Origin of the sequence: Serratia sp. BIGb0163 (genome assembly GCF_024809935.1) — a bacterium.
Classification (GTDB): Bacteria; Pseudomonadota; Gammaproteobacteria; order Enterobacterales; family Enterobacteriaceae; genus Serratia; species Serratia quinivorans.
The window spans coordinates 1,038,824-1,065,523 of the sequence record NZ_JANUDZ010000001.1; the positions used below are offsets into that span (position 1 = coordinate 1,038,824).

Genomic DNA, 26,700 nt, shown 5'->3' on the forward strand with positions numbered 1-26,700 from the left:
GATTCACCTTTCCATTTCCTATGGATCATTGTGCTAGTCTGACTCGGCACCGTTTTAGCGGCGCTGAGAAAGCAAGCGAATTAAATCCGTCTATACCCTACTGATAGCAATAAGGATTGTCTCGATGTCCAACAATGGCCCAGACTTGCGTAATGTGCTTTGGTACAACCAGCTCGGCATGCACGACGTTGACCGTGTCGGCGGCAAAAATGCCTCCCTCGGTGAAATGATCACCAATCTTTCCGATTTGGGCGTTGCCGTGCCAAACGGTTTTGCCACCACCGCGCAGGCGTTTAACGATTTCCTCGAGCAAAGCGGTGTTAACCAGCGCATCTATCAGTTACTGGATCAAACTGACGTTGACGATATTGCTCAATTGACCAAGGCGGGCGCACAAATCCGTCAATGGATTATCGACACGCCGTTCCATGCGGAATTCGAGCGTGAGATTAACCTGGCTTACCAGCAACTGGCCGACGGCGAGCCGGAAGCGTCATTTGCCGTGCGTTCTTCCGCTACCGCAGAGGACATGCCGGATGCCTCTTTCGCCGGCCAGCAGGAAACCTTCCTCAACGTGCAGGGAATTGACGCCGTCATGGTGGCGATTAAGCACGTTTTCGCCTCCCTGTTTAACGACCGCGCCATTTCCTACCGGGTGCATCAGGGTTATGACCACCGCGGCGTGGCCTTGTCGGCCGGCGTACAGCGCATGGTGCGTTCTGACCTGGCATCTTCCGGCGTCATGTTCACCATCGATACCGAATCCGGTTTTGATCAGGTGGTGTTTATCACCTCTGCCTTCGGCCTGGGCGAAATGGTGGTGCAGGGCGCAGTCAACCCGGACGAGTTTTATGTGCACAAACCAACGTTGCTGAGAGGCAACCCGGCTATCGTGCGCCGCAACCTCGGCTCGAAGAAAATCCGCATGGTGTATGCGCCATCGCAGGATCACGGCAAGCAGGTACAAATTGAAGACGTGCCAGAGCAGCAACGCAATCGTTTCTCTCTGACCGACGAAGAAGTTCAGGGGCTGGCACATCAGGCACTGCTGATCGAAAAACACTACGGCCGCCCGATGGACATCGAGTGGGCCAAAGACGGCCATACCGGCAAATTGCTGATCGTGCAGGCCCGTCCGGAAACCGTGCGTTCGAACGAGCAAACGATGGAGCGTTACCAGCTTAACGCGACCAGCCCGGTGCTGGTGGAAGGGCGCGCTATCGGCCACCGCATTGGCGCAGGTCCGGTGAAGGTCATCCATAACATCAGTGAGATGGACCGCATTGAGCCAGGCGACGTGCTGGTGACTGACATGACCGACCCGGATTGGGAACCGATCATGAAGAAAGCCGCCGCCATCGTCACCAACCGTGGCGGCCGTACCTGCCACGCGGCGATCATTGCGCGTGAACTGGGCATTCCGGCGGTGGTTGGCTGCGGCAACGCGACCGATCTGCTCAAAGAAGGTCAACAGGTCACCGTTTCTTGTGCAGAAGGTGATACCGGCTTCGTCTACAGCGATATCCTCGATTTTAACGTGCAGAGTTCCGAAGTGACCGAACTGCCGGATCTGCCGTTAAAAATCATGATGAACGTCGGCAACCCGGACCGCGCCTTTGACTTCGCGCGTTTGCCGAATGAAGGTGTGGGTCTGGCCCGTCTGGAATTTATCATCAACCGTATGATTGGCGTGCATCCGAAGGCGTTGCTGGAGTTTGACCAGCAGACTCCGGAGCTGCAGGCGGAAATCAGGACGCTGATGCAGGGCTACGACCATCCGGCCGAGTTCTATGTTGGTCGTTTGACGGAAGGGATCGCCACGCTGGGCGCCGCGTTCTGGCCGAAGCGAGTGATCGTGCGCCTGTCCGACTTCAAATCCAATGAGTATGCCAACCTGGTCGGCGGCGAGAAGTATGAACCGCATGAAGAAAACCCAATGTTGGGCTTCCGCGGTGCCGGTCGTTACGTGTCCGACAATTTCCGTGACTGTTTCGCGATGGAATGTGACGCGGTAAAACGCGTTCGTAACGAAATGGGCCTGACCAACGTTGAGATCATGGTGCCGTTTGTTCGCACGGTGGAGCAGGCGGAAGCGGTGGTGGCCGAATTGGCACGTCAGGGCCTGAAGCGCGGTGAGAACGGCCTGAAAGTGATCATGATGTGCGAGATCCCATCCAATGCGCTGTTGGCAGATCAGTTCCTGCAGCACTTTGATGGCTTCTCCATTGGCTCCAACGATATGACTCAGTTAACTCTGGGGCTGGATCGTGACTCGGGCGTGGTCTCTGAGCTGTTTGACGAGCGTAACGAAGCGGTGAAAATTCTGCTGTCGATGGCGATTCAGGCGGCCAAGCGTCAGGGTAAATACGTCGGTATTTGCGGCCAGGGTCCGTCTGACCATGAAGACTTTGCCGAATGGTTGATGGATCAGGGTATTGACAGTCTGTCGCTCAATCCGGATACCGTGGTGCAAACCTGGGTTAATCTGTCGAAGAGAACATAATTTTCGCGATACGGGATAATTATTAAGGCGAAAGCCGTAACTCAGGTTACGGCTTTTTTATTTCTGAATGTAAATAAAAAGGCGCAGTGAACAAAGGCGGTCAAAAAAAGAATAAAAAAAAGCCCATCATAGGAGACGGGCAAAGACTACACACAGCAATTCACATGTATGGCATTACATTGTTTGGAAATCTTGCTTTAAATCAGGTATTTGAAGCAATATATGGCAATAATACTAGGTATTTAAGCGTCATTAGTCATTAAGAATCGTCTTAATCAACCAGCGTATTGGAATTTATTTTTGCTAGCGGCTATTTTTACCTCAGTGATAAAAAGATGCATTTATTCGGTATGTTTAAATAATGTTCATCAGGTGAAAAACGGCGGCGCATTTTATTATTGCGGATGTTCTAATTCTGGAAGCAAGCGAGGGGAAAGGGGAGTTCTGCCCGGTGACCCGGGCAGAAACGGGGTTACATCTGTTCCAGATCTTTGGCAACTTCTTCCAGGTCGGCAGTCGGTTCTGGCGCTTCATTCATCCAGGCAGTGAGCAAACGGTAAGACACCGCCAACACCACCGGGCCGATAAACAGGCCAATCATGCCGAAAGCCAGTAAGCCGCCGATCACACCGGACAGGATCAGGATCATCGGCAGATCGGCACCCATGCGGATTAGCACTGGCCGCAGCACGTTATCGAGCGTGGCGACCACGCAACTCCATACCAACAGCACGGTGCCCCAGGTGGTATCGCCACTCCAGTACAACCAGATGATTGCCGGTACCAGCACCAGTAATGGCCCCAACTGTGCCACGCAGCAGATAAAGATCAATACCGTCAGCAGGGTAGCGGCAGGTATGCCGGTCACCGCCAGGCCAATACCGCCCAGTACCGACTGCACCAGCGCCGTTACCACCACGCCCAGCGCTACCGCGCGGATAGCCTGACCACCCAGCACCACGGCGGCGTCGCCTCTTTCCGCACCCAAACGTGTTGCGAAGTGGCGAATGCCCAGAGCCACTTGCTCGCCGCGTGCATACAGCAACACGCTAAACAGCAGCATCAATGTGCAATGCAACAGCAGGCGGCCAATATGCGCGGCCTGTGCCACGAACCAGGTGGCGGTCTGGCCGAAGTAAGGTTGCACCTTCGCCACCAACGCACTGCCACCGGCGTTCACCAGGGTGTGGTAACTGTGATAGACCTTATCGCCGATCATCGGGATCGATTGCAGCCAGGCCAGATCGGGAATATGCAGTTTGCCCGGCGTGCTGGCCCAGGCCACGATTGGCGCGCTGTTGTCCACCACGCTACTGACCAGCAGAGAGATTGGCAGGATAAACAGCAGGATCAGCAGTATCGTCATCACCAGCACCGCCAGTGAACGCCGTCCCCAAAGTATTTTTTGCAGCTTAATCAGCAGTGGCCAGGTGGCTATGACCACCATGCCGGCCCAGGCAAAACCGAGAATAAAAGGTTGAATGACCCAAAAACAGGCGACGATCATTATGGCGATAAACAGCACGCCAAAAATAATCCGTGGCAAATCATAGCGGGATTTCGGGATTGTCATGAATGGGTTCTCATTCTGGTCAGTTAACTCCTTGGGATCGTTTAATCATGGTGCACGTTGATGAAAAACGACAGCACGGCGCACCTTTTGTTGCGAGCGATTCTTCGGCAGGACAATTGCAATAATCTGCATGCCTTCACTAAACGAGTATGTTAGTTTTTATCTCTAATAAAAAACAGGGTGGGTCTGAATAAAGGCCTGATTCAGCGTGCATAATCACGCATAAAAATTAGACAGACAGGGTCAAAAACCGAATGATCCCACAGATTTCTCAGGCGCCCGGCCTCGTTCAACGGGTGCTCGATTTTTTGGAAGCGTTGAAGCAAAACGGGTTTAACGGCGATATCGCTACCAGTTATGCCGATCGGCTAACGATGGCGACCGATAACAGTATCTATCAGTTGCTGCCTGACGCGGTAGTGTTTCCCCGTTCTACTGCGGATGTGGCACTTATTGCCCGTCTGGCGACCGAAGAGCGCTTCACCGCGCTGACCTTCAGCCCACGCGGTGGTGGGACAGGGACCAACGGGCAGTCGCTCAACAGCGGTATCGTGGTGGATATGTCGCGCCATATGAACCGCATTCTTGAAATCAACGTCGAGCAGGGCTGGGTCAAGGTAGAGGCCGGGGTTATCAAGGATCAGCTCAACCAATACCTGCGGCCGTTCGGTTATTTCTTCTCACCGGAGCTTTCCACCAGTAACCGCGCTACGCTCGGCGGCATGATTAACACTGACGCCTCCGGTCAGGGATCGCTGGTCTACGGAAAAACTTCCGACCACGTATTGGGCTTGCGGGCGGTGCTGCTGGGTGGCGATATGATTGACACCCGAGCCATGCCGACGCCGTTGGCGGAAACGATTGCCAACGAAGATACGGTTGAAGGCCGCATTTATAACCAGGTGCTCAACAGTTGCCGCGACCAACGCGGGTTGATCCTGGAAAAATTCCCCAAGCTTAACCGCTTCCTGACCGGTTACGATCTGCGCCATGTGTTCAGCGATGACCTGCAAACCTTCGATCTGACACGCATTTTGACCGGTGCCGAAGGAACGCTGGCGTTTATCACCGAGGCGCGGCTGGATATTACGCCGCTGCCGAAAGTGCGCCGGTTGGTGAATGTTAAATACGACTCCTTTGATTCCGCACTGCGCAACGCGCCTTTTATGGTGGAAGCCAAAGCGCTGTCGGTCGAGACTATCGACTCCAAGGTCTTGAACCTGGCGCGCGAAGATATTGTCTGGCATTCGGTCAATGAACTGATCACCAACGTGCCGGATAAAGAGATGCTAGGTCTGAACATCGTGGAGTTTGCCGGCGATGACAAGGCACTGATCGACCAGCAAATGGAGGCTTTGTGCCTGCGGCTGGACGAGCTAATCACCGAGCGACAGGGCGGAGTGATTGGCTATCAAATCTGTGGCGATCTGGACGGCATCGAGCGCATTTACAACATGCGTAAAAAGGCGGTCGGGCTATTGGGCAATGCCAAAGGGCGTGCCAAGCCGATCCCGTTTGCCGAGGATACCTGTGTGCCACCGCAGCATCTGGCCGACTACATCGTTGAATTCCGTCAGTTGCTCGATAGTCATAACCTCAGCTACGGCATGTTTGGCCATGTGGATGCCGGTGTGTTGCACGTGCGCCCGGCTCTCGACATGTGCGACCCGCAGCAGGAAGTGCTGATGAAGCAGCTTTCCGACCAGGTAGTGGCGTTGACCGCCAAGTATGGCGGCTTGCTGTGGGGGGAGCATGGCAAAGGTTTCCGCGCCGAATACAGCCCGGCGTTCTTTGGCGACGAGCTGTATCTGGAACTGCGCCGTATCAAGGCCGCTTTCGACCCGGACAACCGGCTCAACCCCGGCAAAATCTGTTCGCCGTCAGGCGTCGATGCGCCGATGATGAAAGTGGACGCCGCCAAACGCGGTACCCTCGATCGTCGCATTCCGGTCGAGGTTCGCACCTCGTTCCGTGGCGCCATGGAGTGTAACGGCAACGGTTTGTGTTTCAATTTTGACGTTCGCAGCCCAATGTGCCCGTCGATGAAAATTACCGGCAACCGCATTCACTCGCCAAAAGGGCGGGCGGCGCTGGTGCGTGAATGGCTGCGTTTGCTGTCCGAACAGGGTGTCGATCCGCTGGAACTGGAAAAGCAACTGCCGAAGCAGCGCGTTAGCTTCAGAGCCCTGATCGAGAAAACCCGCAACAGTTGGTACGCCAGCAAAGGAGAGTACGATTTCTCGCACGAGGTGAAAGAGGCGATGTCCGGCTGTCTGGCCTGTAAGGCCTGCTCCACTCAGTGCCCGATTAAAATTGACGTGCCCGGCTTCCGTTCACGTTTCCTGCAGCTTTATCACACCCGTTATCTGCGACCGGCGCGTGACTATATGGTCGCCGGGGTCGAGAGTTACACCCCGCTGATGGCGAAAGCGCCAAAAGTGTTCAACTTCTTCTTCAGGCAGCCGTGGGTGCGTGAGTTGAGCCGCAACACTATTGGCATGGTTGATTTGCCGCTGCTTTCCAGCCCGACGCTGCGCCAGCAGCTCTCCGGCCACGGCGCACTCACCATGACGCTGGAACAGCTTGAAGCGCTGAACCCGCAACAACGCGAACAGCACGTATTGATCGTGCAGGATCCGTTTACCAGTTATTACGATGCCAAGGTGGTCGCCGATTTTGTGCGGCTGGTGGAGAAGTTGGGCTATCGGCCGGTGCTGTTGCCGTTCTCACCTAACGGCAAGGCGCAGCATATCAAAGGCTTCCTGACGCGCTTTGCCCGCACCGCGCGCAAGACCGCCGATTTTCTCAACCGGGTGGCGAAGCTAGGCATGCCGCTGGTGGGGGTCGATCCGGCGCTGGTGCTGTGTTATCGCGACGAATATAACGAGATCCTCGGGGAAACTCGGGGTGACTTCCAGGTGCAATTGGTGCATGAATGGCTGCAACAGTTGCTGGCCGAGCGAGCGGAACAGCCGGCGACCGGTGAAGCCTGGTATCTGTTCGGCCACTGCACCGAGACCACGGCATTGCCGACCAGTAGCCAACACTGGGCGTCAATTTTTGCACGCTTTGGCGCCAGGCTGGAAAATGTCAGCGTCGGCTGTTGTGGCATGGCGGGTACCTACGGGCATGAAGTGAAGAACCTGCAGAATTCACTCGGCATTTATGAGCTATCATGGCACCAGGCGCTGCAACGTTTGCCACGGCAGCGTTGCCTGGCGACCGGCTATTCCTGCCGCAGCCAGGTCAAACGCATTGAGGGTAACGCAGTACGACACCCATTACAGGCACTTCTGGAGATGATTGAGTGAAACTGTGGAAAAGAGAAACGACGCTGGAACAATTAAACCATGCCGGTGAAGGCTGCATGGTCAGCCATGTCGGCATCCGGTTTACCCGGCTGGAGGACGACTACCTCGAGGCCACCATGCCGGTAGATCAGCGCACCCGGCAGCCGTTTGGCCTGTTGCACGGCGGGGCATCGGTGGTGCTGGCAGAGTCGATGGGGTCGATGGCCGGTTACCTGTGCTGCGAAGGTGAGCAGAAGGTGGTGGGGTTGGAAATCAACGCCAACCATTTGCGGGCCGCATTTGAAGGCGAAGTCCGCGGCGTGTGCCGTGCGCTGCACGTTGGCCGTCGTCATCAGGTGTGGCAGATAGAAATCTTCGATTCGCGCGATCGCCTGTGCTGCACCTCGCGCCTGACTACCGCAGTTATAGATTAAGCGTTTTACCCCGCAGGCAGCCCTGTCTGCGGGTGTTTCTTCGTTCGGCCGGTTTACAACTGAAAGGGGACCCGCTTGACGAAGTCCTTCTGGAAGGCGTTGGCCTTCTCCCAGGTACCTTCCATCGCATATTTCTGGCAGATCAGGGTCAGGGTATGACGGGCAAAATGATAGCTCTGCACCCGGAATAGCTGACAGCGCTGCGGATTATTGATTTCCACGATCAGCCGATTATGCAGTTTGCTCAACGCATGCAGGTAGCTTTCGTCATCGCCATTTTCCAGACACAGATTCGCCATGTTCAGACTGACGTTGTTGTAGCGTTTCAGGTGGTTGATGTTGCACTCAGGCCGTCGAAGTGACGCCTCCGCCATATAGAAATCAACCGTGGCGTCGCGCACGCTGAATTTGTAGTCATCAATTTTGCCCAACAGCCACGCATTCATCGAGATATTCATTTGCTCACGCCCAATGTGAATTGAATGATAATCATTATCATATTTATTGGCGCGTTGCCGATCAATCATTCTGTTGAAATATTTATCATCGACAGGGGATGCATAGAGGCAGTGGCGACCCAATATAGCCAGTAACGACTAAACTTTAATCAGAGGTGGCCGCCTCGTCGGCTCGGCCGGCTGAGTGGGAATGGCGTAAAATGCGCCTTATTGTCGATAAACGCATTTTTAAGACAGACAAAATTCAGAAATAGGTATTTTCTATGAATGTTTAAATCGACATAAAAAGCCCGGCCCTGTAAAGCGTTCGAGCCAATGGGCAAGTGCAATGGTGATACAGGATGTGCAGTAAATTCATAAGGATAAAATGATTCCATTTCTGACCGGCAGCGCCTGGCGCGCTGACTGTCCCGCGCACTTGCCGCATGCCGAAGCGAAAATCCAGGCTTTTAGCGGATACCCCTGTAAAACAAACGGTTGAAGTGATAATCGTTATCACTAACATAGTAGCAACCCAGATTGGCTGTGGTAAAACACGAGTGTGAGGTAGGCCATATGCAAACGGAAAATGTCGGCACCTTTTCTCTGGACGAAAATGTCTGGCAAGGCATTTTGCTCAGTGACAATGCCGTACAACAAATTACAAAACTAATGCAGCAGGACTCGCAGGTGAAGGGGCTGCAACTCGGAGTGAAGCAGTCAGGCTGCGCCGGGTTTGCCTATGTGCTGGATCTCACCCGTGCTCCTGCTGACGACGACCTGCTGTTTGAGCGCGATGGCGCCAGGCTGTATGTGCCGTTGAAAGCCATGCCGTTTATCGATGGCACCACGGTGGATTTTGTCCGTGAAGGGCTGAATCAGATATTCAAATTTAATAACCCTAAAGCTCAGCATGCCTGCGGTTGCGGCGAGAGTTTTGGCGTTTGAGCGATGCAATCAACATGACACGAAGCAATGTAGAAATGCCTAATGAAGTGCAGGCTTGGGTCAGCGAAGGTCGCTACAAAGAAGGTTTTTTTACCCAGTTGGCCACCGATGAATTGGCGATGGGCATCAACGAAGACGTGGTGCGCGCTATCTCGGCCAAACGTAACGAACCTGAGTGGATGCTGGAGTTCCGCCTGGAAGCCTACCGTGCCTGGCTGCAAATGGAAGAGCCACACTGGCTGAAGGCGAACTACGAGCGCCTGAACTATCAGGATTACAGCTATTACTCGGCGCCGTCCTGCGGCAGCTGTGATGACGCCTGCGGCTCGCAGCCTGGCGCAGAACAGCAACCCGGCGCACCGACGGACAACAATTATCTGACCAGCGAGGTTGAACTGGCGTTTAACCAGCTCGGTGTTCCGGTGCGTGAAGGCAGCGAAGTGGCAGTGGACGCTATCTTCGACTCGGTCTCGGTTTCGACCACCTACCGTGAAAAGTTGGCGGAGAGCGGGGTGATTTTTTGCTCGTTCGGCGAAGCCATCCATGAATATCCGGATCTGGTGCGCAAATACCTGGGTCGCGTAGTGCCGTCCAACGATAACTTCTTCGCCGCCTTGAATGCGGCGGTGGCCTCCGACGGCACCTTCGTTTACGTGCCGAAGGGCGTGCGCTGTCCGATGGAACTGTCGACCTATTTCCGCATCAACGCCGCCAAAACCGGCCAGTTCGAGCGCACCATCCTGATCGCCGATGAAGGCAGCTATGTCAGCTATATCGAAGGCTGTTCGGCCCCGGTGCGTGACAGCTACCAGCTGCACGCGGCGGTGGTGGAGGTGATCCTGCACAAAGACGCCGAAGTGAAATATTCGACGGTGCAGAACTGGTTCTCCGGCGGTGACAGCAAGGGCGGTATCCTCAACTTCGTCACCAAGCGTGCGCTGTGCGAAGGCGCGGGTTCGAAAATGTCGTGGACCCAGTCGGAAACCGGCTCGGCAATCACCTGGAAATACCCGAGCGTGATCCTGCAGGGCGACAATTCTATCGGTGAATTCTTCTCGGTGGCGCTGACCAGCGGCCATCAGCAGGCGGACACCGGTACCAAGATGATCCACATCGGCAAGAACACCCGTTCGACCATTATCGCCAAAGGCATCTCCGCCGGGCACAGCGAGAATACCTACCGCGGGCTGGTGAAGATCCTGCCGGGTGCGGAAAACGCGCGTAACTTTACCCAGTGTGACTCGATGCTGATCGGGCCGGATAGCGGCGCTCATACCTTCCCGTATGTTGAAGCTCGCAACAACAGTGCGCAGCTGGAACACGAGGCGACGACCTCAAAAATTGGTGATGACCAGCTGTTCTATTGTCTGCAGCGTGGCATCAGCGAAGACAATGCCATTTCGATGATCGTCAACGGGTTCTGTAAGGACGTGTTCTCTGAGCTGCCGCTGGAGTTCGCCGTTGAGGCACAGAAGCTATTGGCCATCAGCCTGGAACACAGCGTGGGCTAATCGCCGGATTTACAGCGCGAAAGCGCGACCTAAGGACACTGCATGTTAAGTATCAAGAATTTAAAAGTCAGCGCGGAAGGCAACGAGATCCTCAAGGGCCTGGATCTGGAAATCAAACCGGGCGAAGTGCATGCCATCATGGGGCCGAACGGCTCGGGCAAAAGCACGCTTTCTGCGACCCTGGCCGGGCGCGAAGAGTACGAAGTGACCGCGGGCGAAGTGACCTTCAAAGGCAAGGATCTGCTTGAACTGGCACCGGAAGACCGTGCGGGTGAAGGGGTGTTTCTGGCGTTCCAGTATCCGGTGGAGATCCCCGGCGTCAGCAACCATTTCTTCCTGCAGACCTCGGTTAATGCGGTGCGTAAATATCGCGATCAGGAGCCGCTCGATCGCTTCGATTTCGCTGATTTTATCGAAGAAAAAATTGAGCTGTTGAATATGCCGCCCGATCTGCTGACCCGTTCAGTTAACGTTGGCTTCTCCGGCGGCGAGAAAAAGCGTAATGACATCCTGCAGATGGCCGCGCTGGAACCGGACCTGTGCATTCTGGATGAAACCGACTCCGGTTTGGATATTGATGCGCTGAAAATTGTTGCCAACGGCGTTAACTCACTGCGGGACGGCAAGCGCTCGTTCATTATCGTCACGCACTACCAGCGCATTCTGGACTACATCAAACCGGATTACGTTCATGTTCTTTCTCAGGGGCGCATCGTCAAATCCGGCGATTTCACCCTGGTGAAACAGTTGGAGGAGCAGGGCTATGGCTGGCTTACCGACGAGCAATAATTCGCGCGCGCTGCAGCAACTCTACAGTCTGTTTGAAGCCCGCGGCGGCGAGCATTCCGCCCATGCGCTGGCACACTGGCAACAGGCCTTGCGCCTGGGCTGGCCGACCCGCAAGCATGAAAACTGGAAATACACCCCGCTTGAAGGTTTGCTGGAGCAACAGTTTCTGGAGCCGCCACTCGAGCCGGTCACTGCCGCTCAGCGCGATGCACTGGCGCTGGATATCGACGCTTACCGCCTGGTGTTTATCGACGGGCGTTTCAGCGCGGCATTGAGTGACAGCGAGCTGGGCGATTACCAGTTTGACGTGGCCCCCTACGGGACGCTACAGGCCTTGCCGGAGCCGATCCAGGCCGAAATATTCCTGCATCTGACCGAAAGTCTGGCGCAGGAAACCAGTATTATCCGCGTGGCGGCCGGCAAAATTGCAGAGCGGCCGTTGTATCTGCTGCATATCAGCAGTGGACGTGGCGCTGAAGGCGAAGTGAATACCGTCCATCACCGCCATCATCTTGAGATTGCGCGTAATGCGCAGGCTGAGGTGATCGAACATTACGTCAGCCTTAACGACGCCGCGCATTTCACCGGCGCACGCCTTACCGCCAATGTGGGTGACAATGCTCAACTGCAGCACTGCAAACTGGCATTTGAAAGCCGGCCGAGCTACCACTTCGCCCATAACGATCTGGTGATTGGCCGCGATGCGCGGGTGAAGAGTGACAGTTTCCTGCTCGGGGCGGGGCTGACGCGGCATAACACCAGCGCACAGCTGAATGGTGAAGGTTCCAACCTGACGATCAACAGCCTGGTGCTGCCGGTCGGTAAAGAGGTTTGCGATACCCGTACTTACCTGGAGCACAACAAGGGTTACTGCGAGAGCCGCCAACTGCACAAAGTGGTGGTCAGCGATCGCGCCAAAGCGGTGTTTAACGGCATGATCAAAGTGGCCAAACATGCGATTAAAACCGATGGCCAGATGACCAACCACAATCTGCTGCTGGGCAAGGTGGCGGAGGTAGATACCAAGCCGCAACTGGAAATCTACGCTGACGATGTGAAGTGCAGTCACGGTGCTACCGTTGGGCGTATCGATGAAGAGCAACTGTTTTATCTGCAATCGCGCGGTATCGACAAGCATGCGGCGCAGCAGATGATCATCTTTGCCTTTGCCGCGGAGCTGACCGAGGGGATTGGCAACGACACCATCCGTGAATCGGTGTTGGCGCGCATTGCACAGCGCCTGCCGGGGCCGGGGGAGGCAGCATGAGTTTTCCTATTGAACGGGTACGCAGTGAATTTCCGCTGTTGGCACGAGAAGTCAATGGCCAGCCGCTGGCTTACCTCGACAGCGCCGCCAGCGCGCAGAAACCGCAGGCAGTTATCGATCGCGAGCTGGATTTTTACCGTCATGGCTACGCGGCGGTACACCGGGGCATCCACACGTTAAGCGCCGAAGCGACGCAGGAAATGGAAGCGGTGCGTGAAAAGGTGGCGGCGTTTATCAATGCCGGTTCGGCGGAAGAGATAATCTTCGTCAAGGGCACTACCGAAGGCATCAATCTGGTAGCCAACAGTTTTGGCCGCCACTTTTTGCAGCCCGGTGACAGCATTATCATCACCGAGATGGAGCACCACGCCAACATCGTACCCTGGCAGATGCTGGCACAGGAACGCGGATTAAATCTGCGTGTCTGGCCGCTACAGCCAGATGGCACCCTGGATTTGGCCCGGTTGCCGGGCTTGATCGACGCGTCAACCAAACTATTGGCGCTAACCCAGGTGTCCAACGTGTTGGGCACGGTGAACCCGGTGCAGGAAATTACGGCCCAGGCAAAAGCGGCGGGCCTGAAGGTACTGATTGACGGTGCGCAGGCAGTGATGCACCAGCGGGTGGATGTTCAGGCGTTGGATTGCGATTTCTACGTGTTCTCCGGGCATAAGCTGTATGGGCCTTCCGGCATCGGTATTCTTTACGGTCGTCAGGCACTGTTGCAGCAAATGCCACCCTGGGAAGGGGGCGGGTCGATGATCCAACAGGTCAGCCTGACGGCAGGAACCACCTACGCCGAGCCACCGTGGCGCTTTGAGGCCGGTTCACCCAACACCGCCGGCATGATGGGATTAGGTGCGGCAATTGACTATGTGAATACTCTGGGGCTGGAGGCGATTGGTGACTACGAGCAGTCGCTGATGCATTACGCGCTGGAGGCTCTGCAACAGGTACCCCGGCTTAAAATCTACGGCCCGGCGGAGCGTGCCGGAGTGATCGCCTTTAACCTGGGTGAGCACCACGCCTATGACGTCGGCAGCTTCCTGGATCAGTACGGCATTGCCATTCGTACCGGCCACCATTGCGCGATGCCGCTAATGGCGTTCTATAATGTGCCGAGCATGTGCCGCGCTTCGTTGGCGTTATATAATACGCGCGATGAAGTAGACCGGCTGGTGGCCGGATTGCAGCGTATCCAGAAACTGCTGGGATAGGACAAACCGGGGCTTTATCCCTCCGGGTGAATAAATATCGGTAGTCCGTGACATGGGGTCGGCATGCCGCCCCCTGAATGATTGAAAGGATCCTCATGGCGAATTTGCCGGACAAAGATAAGTTAGTGCGTAATTTCTCCCGCTGCCTGAATTGGGAAGATAAGTACCTGTATGTCATTGAGCTGGGTGCCAAGCTGCCGGCGCTTGACGATACTGAACGTCAGGCGGGCAATCTGATTTCCGGCTGTCAGAGCCAGGTATGGATTGTGATGCAGCTTGATGATCAAGGGCGTGTTGAATTCCATGGTGACAGTGATGCGGCCATCGTCAAAGGGCTGCTGGCCGTGGTGTTTATCCTCTATCACCAAATGACGCCGCAGCAGATCGTCGAGCTGGATGTTCGTCCCTTCTTCGCCGAATTGGCGTTGAGTCAGCACCTGACGCCTTCACGCTCGCAAGGGTTAGAGGCGATGATCCGCGCTATCCGCAGTCAGGCTGCCAAATTCTGACATAGCGGTGAGACTCATTGATACGTTACTGGTTTTTCCTATGTCAATGAGTCTTTACAAACCCTCAACACTCTGTTCGTTCGCCTCGCAAATCAGTGACATATCAGCAGCTTACCCCTTGACGTTGCATTGACAAATCCATAAAGCGATTACGTTATAACATGTTGATTTTTAGAGGACTTATTGCCTTTAACTGCAGCATTGCTAGTATTAATCAGGTCTTGTCTGATTTACCCGCCGCCAAGTGCCCGTTAGCCTTGTGGCCGAACCGTAATAAGCATAATAGGGATGATAATGAAACGTGCGTTGAGTTTAATGGGCATGCTATTTGCCACCGTACTGACTGGCACCCAGGCCGCCAGTGCGAGCGAATACCCGCTGCCGCCGCCGGACAGCCGTCTGATTGGCGAGAACACCACCTATACCGTACCGAACGATGGCCGCCCGCTGGAGGCGATTGCCGCCGATTATAAAATTGGTTTGCTGGGCATGCTGGAGGCCAATCCGGGCACCGACCCCTTCCTGCCCAAGCCTGGCTCGGTATTAACTATCCCGACCCAGATGCTGTTGCCGGATACCAAGCGTGAGGGGATCGTGGTCAACCTGGCCGAACTGCGTCTGTATTACTACCCGAAAGGCGAAAACAAAGTGATTGTTTATCCGATCGGTATCGGCCAAACGGGGATGCACACGCCGCTGCAGGTGACCTCTGTCAGCCAAAAAATCCCGAACCCGACCTGGACGCCGACGGCCAATATCCGTAAACGCTACCTGGAAAAAGGCGTGAAGCTGCCGGGGGTGGTACCGGCCGGGCCTGAAAACCCAATGGGCCTGTTCGCTATGCGTCTGGCCATGGGACACGGTGAATACCTGATCCACGGCACCAACGCCAACTTTGGTATCGGCATGCGCGTCAGCTCCGGCTGTATCCGCCTGCGCCCAACGGATATTGAAGCGTTGTTTAATATGGTTCCGCGCGGCACACGCGTGCAGGTCATCAACGATCCGGTGAAAATCTCCGTTGAACCGGACGGTAAGCGCTACGTAGAAGTGCATCAGCCACTGTCGAGAGTTGAGAGTGACGATCCGCAGACCATGCCGATCACGTTGTCGAAAACCGAGAAAGCTTTTGTCGGGGATGCGCAGACCGATAAGGCCGTGTTCGACAGCGCGGTTGTACGCCGCTCTGGCATGCCGGTACTGGTTAACCTGGGCCAGAACCCATCTGAAGTCAGTTTAGCGCCTGTAGCCTCACAGGAAGCGAATAAAGGCCTATTTAAGAGCGCACCCATCAGTTCGGTGAATTAAAACGCGGTCTTAATGGATAATCCTGAGGGGTTCAGCGTGCTGAGCCCTTTTTTTCGCCTGGCGGCAGGGGGAAGCAGGGGGGAGCTACAGATAAAAAAAACGGCGCACATTGTGCGCCGTTTTCAATAACCGAAGCTATCTTACTTTTTGTAAGCGTGTGCTTGGTTGTCCAGACGCTGGTTAGCACGTGCTGCGTCGTCTTTAGCTGCTTGAACGTCAGAACGGATTGCGTTCACGTCGTTGCTCAGCTGGTCAACTTTAGCGTTCAGAGTCTGAACGTCAGAAGACAGTTGATCGATTTTAGCATTGCTTGAACAGCCAGCCAGCATAGTGGAAGCCAGGATTACCGCGCCCAGTACCAGTTTAGTACGATTCATTATAACACCCTCTAGATTGAGTTAATCTCCATGTAGCGTTACAAGTATTACACAAACTTTTTTCGAAAGAGAATAATTTTTTTGGATTGGAGTGCTTTATTTTGATCGTTCGCTCAAACTTGCATCTTCTTTTGAAAAAAAGTTAAAAAATGTAGGGAAAACAGCTGGATTCCATGGGACAACTCCGATTTATAATTAGCTAAATAATGAGCAATCCGCGGTTGCGTTTTTGAGAAAACGGTTTACCAGTGTTAAAAAAAACGCCGCAAAGCGGCGTTTTTGTCAAAATAATTATGTCACGTTTTATATTAGAGTACGTGCACCGAGGCAGTATTGGTAGTGCCGCTTGGTACCAGTGCACCAGAAACCATCACTACAACGTCGCCTTTTTGAGCCAAACCGCTGGCCAATGCCGCTTCTTTACCGATGCGATAGAAGTCGTCGGTAGAGGCAATTTCCTTGACCATCTGTGGGATCACGCCCTTGGTCAGAATAAGCTGATGAGCGGTAGTTTCGTTGGTGGTCAGCGCCAGGATCACAGCGTTAGGGAAGTATTTACGCACGGATTTGGCTGACTTGCCGCCGCTGGTGGCAACCACGATCAGTGGTGCATCCAGTTTCTCTGCGGTTTCAACAGCACCACGGCATACGGCTTCGGTGATGCGCAGCTTGCGGTTGTCATGCAGGCTGTCGATACGGCTTGGCATCACGCGGTCGGTGCGCTCACAGATGGTCGCCATGATGGTAACGGCTTCCAGTGGGTACTTGCCCTTGGCGCTCTCACCAGACAGCATCACGGCGTCGGTACCGTCCAAAATGGCGTTAGCTACGTCGCCGGCTTCTGCACGGGTAGGGCGTGGGTTCTTGATCATGGAATCGAGCATTTGGGTGGCGGTGATCACCACTTTGCGTGCACGGTTACATTTTTCGATCATCATCTTCTGAGCGAAGATAACTTCTTCTACCGGGATTTCAACGCCCAGATCGCCACGAGCAACCATGATGCCGTCAGAAGCTTCGAGGATTTCGTCGAAGTTGTTCAGGCCTTCCTGGTTTTCGATTTTGGAGATGATTTGGATCTGCGAGCCGCCGTGCGCTTTCAGGTGCTCACGAATTTCCAGCACGTCAGAACGCTTGCGGATGAAGGAAGCGGCAACGAAGTCCACGCCCTGTTCGCAGCCGAAAATCAGGTCACGTTTGTCTTTTTCGGCCAGTGCAGGCAGTTGGATGGAAACGCCCGGCAGGTTAACGCCTTTGTTTTCGCCCAGGTCGCCGCTGTTCAGCACCTTACAGATCACTTCGCTTTCGGTCACGTTGGTGACTTCCATGCCGATCAAGCCGTCATCCACCAATACGGTGTTGCCGATTTTCAGGTCAGCGCTAAAGCCGGCGTAGGTTACCGCAACGCGTTCGTTGTTGCCGATAACGCTCTGATCGGTGGTGAAAGTGAAGGTCTGACCGGCAACCAGCGCCGCGTCTTTACCGCCTTCCAGTTTCATGGTGCGAATTTCCGGGCCTTTGGTATCCAACAGGATGCCGGCGTTCTGACCGGTTTTCGCCATCACGGCACGCATGTTCTTGATGCGGTTGCCGTGCTCTTCATAATCGCCGTGGGAGAAGTTAAGGCGCATTACGTTCATGCCTGCATTCAGCAGGTTGGTCAGCATTTCTTCCGATTCGGTTTTTGGACCGATGGTACAAACAATTTTGGTCTTTTTCATGACGGAGTTTTCTACAAGTTGTGATGGATAATAAAACGAATAAAACCAGCGGTCAGGCCACTGATAAGGGATTTGAGTCGTGCCTGGTGGTGCAAAACACAGTTAAGGATAGGTGACCAGAGTCGAAATGGGGCGGAAAAATTCAGCCCGCGCCGGGATGCGGGGATGCTGCGCAACGTGATGAGATGAAAATGTGTTGTTATTGCGTTTTCGCAGATCAAGGGCTGAAACCATTCAACTGAAAGACGTTGCGCATTATAAAGGCTAAGCGGCGGGAAACAAAATAAAAAACCGATGCAAAACCTCGGTTCCGTCAAATCAGCAGTAAATATGGCGCAAATGCAAACCCTTAGCCGGTGTTTGTTGCGCAAATAACCACTTCATTGGTGAGACTATTGTCGATCAGCCTGTGGTAATGATTTCCCACAGGGTACCTGCAGTCAGACAGAAACAGCCGCTGGCGGTGTTGGCAGGAATAACGATGCTTTCCCCGGCTACCACCACCTGAATGTCATTGCCCAGAGTGAATTCAAACTCACCGGAAACCACCTGCGTTTGCAAAGAGAAATCGCGCTTTTGCAACTGGCCAAAGGTACCGGCGTCGAATTTCACTTCGGTGGCACGGGCGCCGTTGCTCATGATGCCTTGCCGGCGGATGAGGCCGTTGTCGAGTTTCTCGAACGGGGTCTGGGCAGTAAATGTCAGCATGGATTCGGTCCTGATAAGGTATTCGCCTTGATGATACCTGATACGGCTTGCGGTGACAGGAGCAAAGCTACGGGATCGTACTGGCGAGTTAACGGTAAAGGGAGCGCGAGTCGATAGGGTGAAACTGAGGAAACAATGATTTGGTGCGTCCGAGTGGACTCGAACCACCGACCCCCACCATGTCAAGGTGGTGCTCTAACCAACTGAGCTACGGACGCACTGCACTGCTTTTAGATATTTGGTGCGTCCGAGTGGACTCGAACCACCGACCCCCACCATGTCAAGGTGGTGCTCTAACCAACTGAGCTACGGACGCACTGTACTGCTTTTAGGAATTTGGTGCGTCCGAGTGGACTCGAACCACCGACCCCCACCATGTCAAGGTGGTGCTCTAACCAACTGAGCTACGGACGCATCTTTTCCTGTCTGTCATGGCTGACAGCGGGGACGAATATTAACGAGCAACCTGCGTGCTGGCAAGGAGAAAAACGTAATTTTATCCGGTATTTCACGCGATTGCTGCGCTTGTGTGCAGTGCGGTGGTTTTTTCTGCAAACAATGGTGCGTAAGCTGTCGACCGGTTTAACTTACCGGCCGACAGCGACGCTTAGCGGGTGGAACGCTGCAGGATCAGCGCCGCCGGTTGTTTTTGCAGCCAGCGCATGCGCATGGCCATCATGATGGCGGCGAAGGTCAGGCCAATGATAAAGCCAATCCAGAATCCGCTTGGCCCCATTGCCGGTACCAGAATATCGGTCAGCGCCAGCACATAACCGCTCGGCAGCCCCAGGATCCAATAGGCGATAAAGGTGATGAAGAAGATTGAACGGGTATCTTTATAACCACGCAGAACGCCGCTGCCAATCACCTGAATGGAATCGGAGATCTGGTAAATCGCCGCCAGCAGCATCAGCTGCGAGGCCATGGCAACTACCGCCGGGCTGTCGTTGTACAGCAGGGCGATTGGCTCGCGGAAGGTGGCGGTGAACAACGCGGTGCAGCAGGCCATCAGAATACCGACGCCGATAGCCGAATAAGCGGCAACCCGCGCGCCTTCGACCGAGCCTTCGCCCAACCTATAGCCGACGCGGATAGTCGCGCTGACGCCCAGTGACAATGGCAACACAAACATCAGTGCGCTGAAGTTAAGTGCAATCTGGTGCCCGGCCACGGAAACAATGCCCAGTGGCGAAACCAGCAGGGCGACGACGGCGAACAGCGTGACTTCAAAGAACAGCGCCAGTGCCACCGGCAGGCCAATGCCGAACAGGCGTTTCATCGCCGCCCAGTCCGGCCGCATGCTGCTGCCTTCCTGTGGCAGAATGTCACGCTGTGATGGGGCATGTTTCACGTACCAGCGCATCGCCAGGAACATAAACCAGTAGACGCTGCCGGTTGCCACGCCGCAACCGACGCCGCCCAGTTCCGGCATGCCGAATTTACCGTAGATGAAAATATAGTTAATCGGGATATTCACCAGCAGGCCGAGAAAACCAATCACCATACCCGGTTTGGTTTTCGACAGGCCTTCGCATTGGCCACGCAGCACCTGGAAGAACAGATAACCCGGCGCGCCCCACATAATGGCATGCAGATAGCCTACCGCTTTATCCGCCAACTGCGGGTCGATGTTGTGCATCATGTCGATGACAAACTTGCTGTTATACAGCACGATAATCACCAGCAGTGAGACGGCGGCCGCCAGCCAAAAGCCCTGACGGACCTGATGAGCGATGCGATCGCGTCGGCCGGCGCCGTTCAGCTGTGCAATCACCGGCGTTAGCGCCAGCAGCAGGCCGTGGCCGAACAGGATAGCCGGTAGCCAGATTGAGGTACCAACGGCAACCGCTGCCATATCTGTGGCGCTGTAGGCACCGGCCATAATGGTATCAACCACACCCATTGCGGTTTGTGATATTTGCGCGATGATCACCGGGATTGCGAGGGCCAATAAGCTACGCGCTTCAATTAAGTACTTCTGCACGCATACACCTTTTCTATTTATTTATGATGGAGGGAAGGGTCGTCGTGAAAGGACAACAATTAAAAATAGCGGAATTTTCTCAAAAAGATTGTACCCGCTCGGCGTGGTTAAGCAAATGCTGTGATGAAATAGTTATTAAATGCGCAGCCGCAGATTTTTTGTCGCCTCGGGTTTGGTTTTCCTCGTCAACTGGGGCAAACTGCCCCAAGCGCTTTAAACATTTTTAGAAAGAAGAGGCCCACATGTTCACCGGTATCGTACAAGGCACCGCGCCGCTGGTCGCCATTGATGAAAAATCCAACTTCCGTACTCATGTCATCGAGATGCCCACTGAACTGCTGCCCGGGCTGGAGCTTGGCGCGTCGGTATCTCATAACGGTTGCTGTCTGACCGTCACGGCGGTAGAGGGCAACCGCGTCAGTTTTGATTTGATCAAAGAAACGCTGCGCCTGACCAACCTCGGTGAGCTGGCATTGGGTGACGTGGTCAACATCGAAAGAGCGGCCAAATTTAATGATGAAATTGGCGGTCACCTGATGTCCGGCCATATTATCTGCACGGCAGAGGTGGCCAAGATTTATACCTCTGAGAATAATCGTCAGGTGTGGTTGCGCATGCCGGATGCGGAACTGATGAAATACGTTCTGCACAAAGGTTTCATTGGCATCGATGGTATTAGTCTGACTATCGGTGAGGTAGTCAATAACCGTTTTTGCGTACATCTGATCCCGGAAACCCTGGAGCGCACCACGCTGGGTAAAAAACGTCTGGGTGATAAGGTGAATATTGAGATCGATCCACAAACGCAGGCGGTGGTTGATACTGTCGAGCGGGTGTTGGCGAGCCGTGAAGCGGCAATGGCGGCGGCGAGTGCGCTGGCGCAGAAGATCTGACGAACGACAAACCAGAGAGGAGCAATCGCGTGAAGTTTTATGGGAAAACGTTGATGTTAACGGCGCTGCTGGCGCTGAGTGCTTGTAGCAGCTCGCCTGAGCAGGGCGCGGCCAATACCGCAGTGGATACAGAGAATGATACCTGTGGCGCGGCGCAATATCAGAGCTATGTCGGTAAACCGATGTCAGCGCTGGAAGGCGTGCAGATTGAGTCGCAAGTGCGCGCTATTCCGTATAACTCTGCGGTCACGATGGACTTTAACCTGCGTCGCCTGAACTTCCTCGGTGACAGCGATGATAAGATCATCCGCGTGTATTGCGGCTGATATACCCGCGTTGGTCAATACATAAAAAGAACCCCGGTCAGTGCAAGCTAGCCGGGGTTCTTTTATTGCGTGGAGTCGCGATTATCGCGTTACGCGAATACCACCCTCAACCCCTTTCGGGCTGAATACCACTTGCCATAGTTGAATATCACGTGCGCGAAAGGCGCCGGCGCAGGCGTTTAGATAATAGCTGAACATGCGTTCGAAACGATCGGAATAACGCTGGGCAAGCTGTGGCCACGCCTGTTTGAAGCGTTCGTACCAGGCCATTAGGGTGCGATCATAATCGGCGCCAATATTATGCCAATCTTCCATCACGAAATGCCCCTCACTGGCCTGGGCAATATGCGAGACCGACGGCAGGCAGCCATTCGGGAAGATATATTTGTTGATCCACGGGTCAACATTCATATCTGTCCGATTCGAGCCAATGGTGTGCAGCAGGAACAGACCGTCCGGTTTTAAATTACGTTCCACCACTTTAAAGTAGGTGTGGTAATTTTTCGGACCGACGTGCTCGAACATGCCGACTGAAACAATACGGTCAAACTGCAGGTGTAAATCGCGGTAGTCTTGCAAGCGGATTTCGACATCCAGCCCGGCACAGTGCTCCTGCGCCAGTTTTTGCTGTTCGGCGGAAATGGTCACGCCCACCACCGAAACACCATAATTTTTTGCCGCATAGGCGGAAAGTCCGCCCCAGCCGCAGCCAATATCCAGCAGATTCATACCCGGCTGCAGTTGCAGCTTTTCGCAAATCATCCGCAGCTTGGCTTCTTGCGCTTCTTCCAGCGTAGTGGCTTCTTTCCAGTAGGCGCAGGAATATTGCATATGCGGATCGAGCATCTGCGTAAACAGATCGTTCCCCAGATCGTAATGTTCTTTACCGACTATCCAGGCGCGTTTCTTCGATTGCAAATTGGTGAGTCGCGCGGCGGCAATACGCAAAGTATCTTTAAGATGGTGGGGGAGTTTCTTTTCCAGACCGGCACGGACCACGTGTTGAAAAAATATATCCAGCCGTTCACATTCCCACCAGCCGTCCATATAACTTTCACCCAGGCCCAGAGAGCCTTCTTGCAGCACGCGTTTAAAAAAATTGGGGTTTTTAACCTGAATATCGAATGGGCGTGAGCCGTTTATTTCAATACCGGCCATGCTGAGCATTTCATGAGCGATACGGTACCATGGGTTGTCCTGGATGCTCACATCTTCTATACACGATGAACTCATAGCTTCTCCATCACCTTCTTCTGACTTATGACCCGCCAAAAAATAGCTTAGACAAATTCTGCGGGTGCATACGTTTACCTACGGTAAAAAGCCCCGTGGCGTCTGATATCCGACTATGAACAGAGGAAAATTTTAAGAAGGTTCCTGCGCAAGAAACGCTGGAAAGACAATCCTTAAAAAAGTGTGACGCCATACGCGTACACAACAGCAATTTGTGATAAAGAAATTATAAAAGTGTTATTTTAAAAGGTCGTTTTGAGTATAGGCTTGCCGAGGCGCTTACTCAACTGTAAATCGCACTCGGCAAAAATATTCTTTAAGTGATTATTAATACATATAATTATGACGCAGAGTTAGCATGTTCCTGTCGCGTCGCCTGCTGTTCATCCATCACTTTTCCCCGTTGCAGCATATAGCCCAATGCGGCTAATACTACCGTAGAAACCATCACCGTCACCGTTGCCAACAGCGGCTGTTCGATAAAGGCCGATACCAGCATGCTGGCGACAAAACACAGGCCCAACTGCAGGGTGTTTTGCAGCGCTGCGGCTTTGCCTGTGCCTTCCGGGAACGGGGTTAACGCATTCGCCACTACGATTGGGTAGCTGGCACCGTTGACCAGCGCCATCACGCAGAACGGGATCAGCAGCGTGGTGAGCGTTGGCTCGGTCAGCGTGGCAACCAGATATAACGCCACCATGCTGATGCCATAAGCTACCAGCAGCCACGGCAGTAAGGTGTTGCCATTAATGCGATTTAACGCGGTGCGGCAGCCATAACCCCCTAACAGGAAGGCCAGGGTCTGCGGCACATAGCTCAGGCCGATATCATTTGGGCTGTACCCCATATCGCCAAGAATAAAGGGTGAACCGGTCAGCCAGGCGAAGAAGCCGGCTGAGCAGGCGGCAAAGATGGTAACGCTGCCGCTGAACACCGGGGATTTAAGCAGTTGCCAGAAGGTCAGGCTGTTTTTCTTTTCTGCGGAAGGCAAGGGTTTGGCGTTTTCTTTCAACAGCAGAGTCGGCAGCAGGAGAATGATGGTAATGCCCAGCAGCACGGCAAAAATGGCACGCCAACCCATGTGGTTCAACAGCCAGGCTCCGACCAACGGCGCCAGCGCTGGTGAAAGTGCCACCAACGGCATAATGGTAGCGAAGACCCGGTTGGCCTTGCCTTCACGGTAGCGGTCAATCACCAGTGCCTGCCAGGTAACGGCGGCGGAACAGACGCCAATGGCCTGGATGAAACGCAGTGACCACAGTTGAACAGCATTTTGTACCCACAGCATGCCAAGGCAACCCAGGGCAAACAGCGCCAGGCCAATCAGCAACACCGGTTTACGGCCGAGGCGGTCGGAAAGTGGCCCCCAGAGCAATTGAGCAAAGGCGAAGCCGGCCAGGAAGATACTCAGGCTGGCGCTGATCGCCCCGGCGGAAATTTGCAGGTCTTGCTGCATTATGCCAAAGGCGGGCAGGTACATGTCGGTGGCCAGGTAACCTAGCATACTCAGGCCGGCAAGATAGAACATAAAACCAAAGGAATTTCGCATGGTATTTCTCATTAATATTTTATTGTCGCAGGTTTTTAGCGCCGGCAAGTGTATCCGGCTGGATCTCTGCTTGTGAAACGGTAATATTTGCGAGGTGCTGTTAAAAAAATTGAAGGCAAGGTTATGTGGTCTGAATATTCTCTCGATGTGGTAGATGCGGTCGCCCGCACCGGCAGCTTCAGCGCAGCGGCGCATGAGCTGCACCGAGTGCCCTCGGCGGTCAGTTATACCGTGCGGCAATTGGAACAATGGCTGGCGGTTCCGCTGTTTGAACGGCGTCATCGTGACGTGGAACTGACCCCGGCCGGCGTGGTGTTTGTGCAGGAGGCACGCAGTGTCATCAAAAAAATGCTCGACACCCGCCGCCAGTGTCAGCAGGTGGCTAACGGTTGGCGTGGCCAACTGAAAATTGCGGTAGACATCATTGTTAAACCCCAGCGCTGCCGCCAACTGGTTCTGGACTTCTATCGCCATTTCCCCGACGTAGAACTGATGGTTCAACCTGAGGTGTTTAACGGCGTCTGGGATGCGCTGGTGGACGGGCGTGCTGATATGGCGATTGGGGCGACGCGTGCGGTGCCGGTCGGCGGCGGGTTTGCCTTTCGCGATATGGGCGACATGCGCTGGCTGTGCGTGGTCAGTCCGCAGCATCAGCTGGCGATGATGGATGGCCTGTTGAATGATGAGCAACTGCGGCCTTTCCCGTCGCTGTGTCTGGAAGATACCTCGCGCAACCTGCCCAAGCGGGTCACCTGGACACTGGACAACCAACGGCGGCTGGTGGTGCCGGACTGGGCCTCGGCGCTGGATTGTCTGTGTGCCGGCCTGTGCGTTGGCATGATGCCGGCGCATCAGGCCTTGCCATTGGTGCAGCGTGGGGAACTGGTAGCGTTGCAGCTGCAGCAGCCGTTTCCGGCCAGCCCCTGTTGTCTGACCTGGCAGCAGAATACGCCATCACCGGCGATGGCCTGGCTGTTGGATTACCTGGGGGACAGTGAAACGCTGAATCAGGAATGGCTAAGCGAAGTGGTGCCGGAAACCACAGCGGCCTCCGGCATTAGCAATTAGCGGCGGTAATCGATGAATGGGCCGTCAGCGACCGAACGACGCTCAATCAGTTTCGGATGCACTTCAATCACCTGCGACTCTTCACGCTTGCTGATAATACGGTCCAGCAACATGGTGAACGCCATTTCACCCAAACGCTCTTTGGGTTGATGAATGGTGGTCAGTGCCGGGGTGAAATAGCGGGCGTTACGCACGTTATCGTAGCCAATCACCGAAATGTCTTGTGGCACCCGCAGCCCAAGTTCGTCGGCGGCGCAGATCGCGCCCATCGCCATGATGTCGCCGCCGCAGAATACCGCGGTCGGGCGATGTTTTTGCGACAGGATCTGGTGCATGGCCTTGTAGCCGGATTCCGGCTCAAAGTCACCCTGAACAATCCACTCGTCACGTACTTCAATATTGGCTTCTTCCATGGCTTTTAAAAAGCCCTGATGGCGGCCGCCACCGGTATTGCGCGACAGTTGGCCTGGAATGGCTCCGATATCGCGGTGACCGCGTTCAATCAGATACCGCCCGGCCAGATAGCCGCCTGCGAAGGCGTTATCAATGATGCTATCGGTAAAATCACCGCGGGCCGCGCCCCAGTCCATCACGACCATTGGGATGTTGCGGTAGTCTTCCAGCATGCCGAGCAATTGGTCTGGATATTCCGAACACATCACCAGCAGACCATCAACACGCTTTTGCGCCAGCATCGCCAGATAGGCCCGCTGTTTGTCCAGATTGTTGTGCGAGTTACACAAAATCAGCGTATAGCCTTTGCTGTAGCAGCTGTTTTCTACCGCCTCGATCACTTCGGCAAAGTAGGGGGCTTCGCTGGAGGTGGCCAGCAGGCCAATCGATTTGGTGTGATTGACCTTCAGGCTGCGCGCTACGGCGCTGGGTGAGTAATGCAGCTCTTTAATCGCAGCGCCAACGGCCGCTTTTGTCTCTTCGGCGACGAAACGAGTCTTATTGATGACGTGCGAAACGGTGGTGGTGGAAACGCCAGCGCGTTTGGCCACATCTTTAATCGTTGCCATGTAAAGAATGACTCCTGAACTCACATGTTGCAG

Annotated in this window: 22 protein-coding genes, 3 tRNA genes and 1 other RNA gene; 13 read left to right on the plus strand and 13 right to left on the minus strand. The window is 54.4% G+C overall.

Features of this window, described 5'->3' with window-relative positions; genetic code table 11:
* Window positions 1-124 precede the first annotated feature (124 nt).
* Window positions 125-2,503 carry a phosphoenolpyruvate synthase gene (ppsA, locus tag M2406_RS05115; protein WP_017892648.1) on the plus strand — a complete coding sequence of 793 codons (2,379 nt, stop codon included), beginning with the start codon at window positions 125-127 and terminating at the stop codon, window positions 2,501-2,503.
* 111 nt (window positions 2,504-2,614) lie between these two features.
* Here ppsA and rprA read toward each other — a convergent pair.
* Together rprA and ydiK are read right to left on the minus strand one after the other, a co-directional pair.
* Window positions 2,615-2,725: antisense sRNA RprA (gene rprA / locus M2406_RS05120), an RNA gene on the minus strand.
* 250 nt (window positions 2,726-2,975) lie between these two features.
* The gene (gene ydiK / locus M2406_RS05125; protein ID WP_012144907.1) at window positions 2,976-4,076 is read right to left on the minus strand and encodes an AI-2E family transporter YdiK; all 1,101 of its coding nucleotides are present in this window, start codon (window positions 4,074-4,076) and stop codon (window positions 2,976-2,978) included.
* Between the two features lie 254 nt (window positions 4,077-4,330).
* Here ydiK and M2406_RS05130 point away from each other — a divergent pair, with 254 nt between their 5' ends.
* Together M2406_RS05130 and menI are read left to right on the plus strand one after the other, a co-directional pair.
* Window positions 4,331-7,387 carry an FAD-binding and (Fe-S)-binding domain-containing protein gene (locus tag M2406_RS05130; RefSeq protein ID WP_259189020.1) on the plus strand — a complete coding sequence of 1,019 codons (3,057 nt, stop codon included), beginning with the start codon at window positions 4,331-4,333 and terminating at the stop codon, window positions 7,385-7,387.
* A complete protein-coding gene (menI, locus tag M2406_RS05135) occupies window positions 7,384-7,800 on the plus strand; it encodes a 1,4-dihydroxy-2-naphthoyl-CoA hydrolase (protein WP_012144909.1) in 417 nt (138 codons plus the stop codon). Before M2406_RS05130 ends, menI begins: the two co-directional genes overlap by 4 nt.
* 53 nt (window positions 7,801-7,853) lie before the next feature.
* On the opposite strand, the gene M2406_RS05140 is transcribed toward menI, so the two are convergent.
* A complete protein-coding gene (locus M2406_RS05140) occupies window positions 7,854-8,258 on the minus strand; it encodes a hypothetical protein (protein WP_004943694.1) in 405 nt (134 codons plus the stop codon).
* 555 nt (window positions 8,259-8,813) lie between these two features.
* Between M2406_RS05140 and sufA the strand changes: the two genes are divergently transcribed.
* From sufA to M2406_RS05175, 7 genes are all read left to right on the plus strand, one after another.
* The gene (gene sufA, locus M2406_RS05145; protein WP_012144911.1) at window positions 8,814-9,185 is read left to right on the plus strand and encodes a Fe-S cluster assembly scaffold SufA; all 372 of its coding nucleotides are present in this window, start codon (window positions 8,814-8,816) and stop codon (window positions 9,183-9,185) included.
* A gap of 14 nt (window positions 9,186-9,199) precedes the next feature.
* Entirely contained in the window at window positions 9,200-10,696 is a 1,497-nt protein-coding gene (sufB, locus tag M2406_RS05150; RefSeq protein WP_026142350.1) for a Fe-S cluster assembly protein SufB, read from the plus strand.
* Window positions 10,697-10,738: 42 nt separating this feature from the next.
* Window positions 10,739-11,485, plus strand: a complete 747-nt coding sequence (gene sufC, locus M2406_RS05155) for a Fe-S cluster assembly ATPase SufC (RefSeq protein WP_012144913.1) — start codon at window positions 10,739-10,741, stop codon at window positions 11,483-11,485.
* Window positions 11,460-12,752, plus strand: coding sequence for a Fe-S cluster assembly protein SufD (gene sufD, locus M2406_RS05160; protein WP_135344360.1), 1,293 nt, complete (start codon window positions 11,460-11,462; stop codon window positions 12,750-12,752). Before sufC ends, sufD begins: the two co-directional genes overlap by 26 nt.
* Entirely contained in the window at window positions 12,749-13,969 is a 1,221-nt protein-coding gene (gene sufS, locus M2406_RS05165; RefSeq protein WP_012144915.1) for a cysteine desulfurase SufS, read from the plus strand. Before sufD ends, sufS begins: the two co-directional genes overlap by 4 nt.
* A gap of 95 nt (window positions 13,970-14,064) precedes the next feature.
* The gene (gene sufE, locus M2406_RS05170) at window positions 14,065-14,478 is read left to right on the plus strand and encodes a cysteine desulfuration protein SufE (RefSeq protein ID WP_012144916.1); all 414 of its coding nucleotides are present in this window, start codon (window positions 14,065-14,067) and stop codon (window positions 14,476-14,478) included.
* Between the two features lie 294 nt (window positions 14,479-14,772).
* Window positions 14,773-15,786 (plus strand): L,D-transpeptidase family protein, encoded by a 1,014-nt coding sequence (locus tag M2406_RS05175; RefSeq protein ID WP_112363790.1) that lies wholly within the window; start codon window positions 14,773-14,775, stop codon window positions 15,784-15,786.
* Between the two features lie 140 nt (window positions 15,787-15,926).
* Here the strand turns inward: M2406_RS05175 and M2406_RS05180 are convergent, their stop codons facing one another.
* The 7 genes from M2406_RS05180 to M2406_RS05210 all read right to left on the minus strand — a co-directional run bounded on the left by M2406_RS05180 (window position 15,927) and on the right by M2406_RS05210 (window position 20,576).
* Window positions 15,927-16,163, minus strand: coding sequence for a major outer membrane lipoprotein (locus M2406_RS05180; RefSeq protein ID WP_005165631.1), 237 nt, complete (start codon window positions 16,161-16,163; stop codon window positions 15,927-15,929).
* Between the two features lie 308 nt (window positions 16,164-16,471).
* Window positions 16,472-17,884, minus strand: coding sequence for a pyruvate kinase PykF (gene pykF, locus M2406_RS05185; protein ID WP_012144918.1), 1,413 nt, complete (start codon window positions 17,882-17,884; stop codon window positions 16,472-16,474).
* A 402-nt stretch (window positions 17,885-18,286) separates the two neighbouring features.
* Window positions 18,287-18,592 (minus strand): cupin, encoded by a 306-nt coding sequence (locus tag M2406_RS05190; RefSeq protein WP_012144919.1) that lies wholly within the window; start codon window positions 18,590-18,592, stop codon window positions 18,287-18,289.
* A 141-nt stretch (window positions 18,593-18,733) separates the two neighbouring features.
* Window positions 18,734-18,810 (minus strand) — tRNA-Val (locus tag M2406_RS05195).
* 21 nt (window positions 18,811-18,831) lie between these two features.
* Window positions 18,832-18,908, minus strand: a tRNA-Val gene (locus M2406_RS05200).
* A 21-nt stretch (window positions 18,909-18,929) separates the two neighbouring features.
* Window positions 18,930-19,006: transfer RNA gene (locus M2406_RS05205), tRNA-Val, on the minus strand.
* 193 nt (window positions 19,007-19,199) lie between these two features.
* A complete protein-coding gene (locus M2406_RS05210) occupies window positions 19,200-20,576 on the minus strand; it encodes an MATE family efflux transporter (protein WP_012144920.1) in 1,377 nt (458 codons plus the stop codon).
* A 242-nt stretch (window positions 20,577-20,818) separates the two neighbouring features.
* Between M2406_RS05210 and M2406_RS05215 the strand changes: the two genes are divergently transcribed.
* Together M2406_RS05215 and M2406_RS05220 are read left to right on the plus strand one after the other, a co-directional pair.
* On the plus strand, window positions 20,819-21,469 hold the full coding sequence (locus tag M2406_RS05215) for a riboflavin synthase (RefSeq protein ID WP_012144921.1): 651 nt from the start codon (window positions 20,819-20,821) through the stop codon (window positions 21,467-21,469).
* A 29-nt stretch (window positions 21,470-21,498) separates the two neighbouring features.
* Window positions 21,499-21,795: an I78 family peptidase inhibitor gene (locus M2406_RS05220; protein ID WP_017892657.1), complete on the plus strand. Its 297-nt coding sequence runs from the start codon at window positions 21,499-21,501 to the stop codon at window positions 21,793-21,795.
* Window positions 21,796-21,876: 81 nt separating this feature from the next.
* On the opposite strand, the gene cfa is transcribed toward M2406_RS05220, so the two are convergent.
* On the minus strand, window positions 21,877-23,028 hold the full coding sequence (gene cfa, locus M2406_RS05225; protein ID WP_012144923.1) for a cyclopropane fatty acyl phospholipid synthase: 1,152 nt from the start codon (window positions 23,026-23,028) through the stop codon (window positions 21,877-21,879).
* Window positions 23,029-23,368: 340 nt separating this feature from the next.
* A complete protein-coding gene (punC, locus tag M2406_RS05230; RefSeq protein ID WP_017892658.1) occupies window positions 23,369-24,577 on the minus strand; it encodes a purine nucleoside transporter PunC in 1,209 nt (402 codons plus the stop codon).
* 123 nt (window positions 24,578-24,700) lie between these two features.
* Here punC and punR point away from each other — a divergent pair, with 123 nt between their 5' ends.
* Complete coding sequence (gene punR / locus M2406_RS05235; protein ID WP_259189051.1) at window positions 24,701-25,645, plus strand: DNA-binding transcriptional activator PunR; 945 nt, start codon at window positions 24,701-24,703, stop codon at window positions 25,643-25,645.
* On the opposite strand, the gene purR is transcribed toward punR, so the two are convergent.
* Window positions 25,642-26,667: an HTH-type transcriptional repressor PurR gene (purR, locus tag M2406_RS05240; RefSeq protein ID WP_012144926.1), complete on the minus strand. Its 1,026-nt coding sequence runs from the start codon at window positions 26,665-26,667 to the stop codon at window positions 25,642-25,644. The genes punR and purR overlap by 4 nt on opposite strands.
* Between the last annotated feature and the right edge of the window lie 33 nt (window positions 26,668-26,700).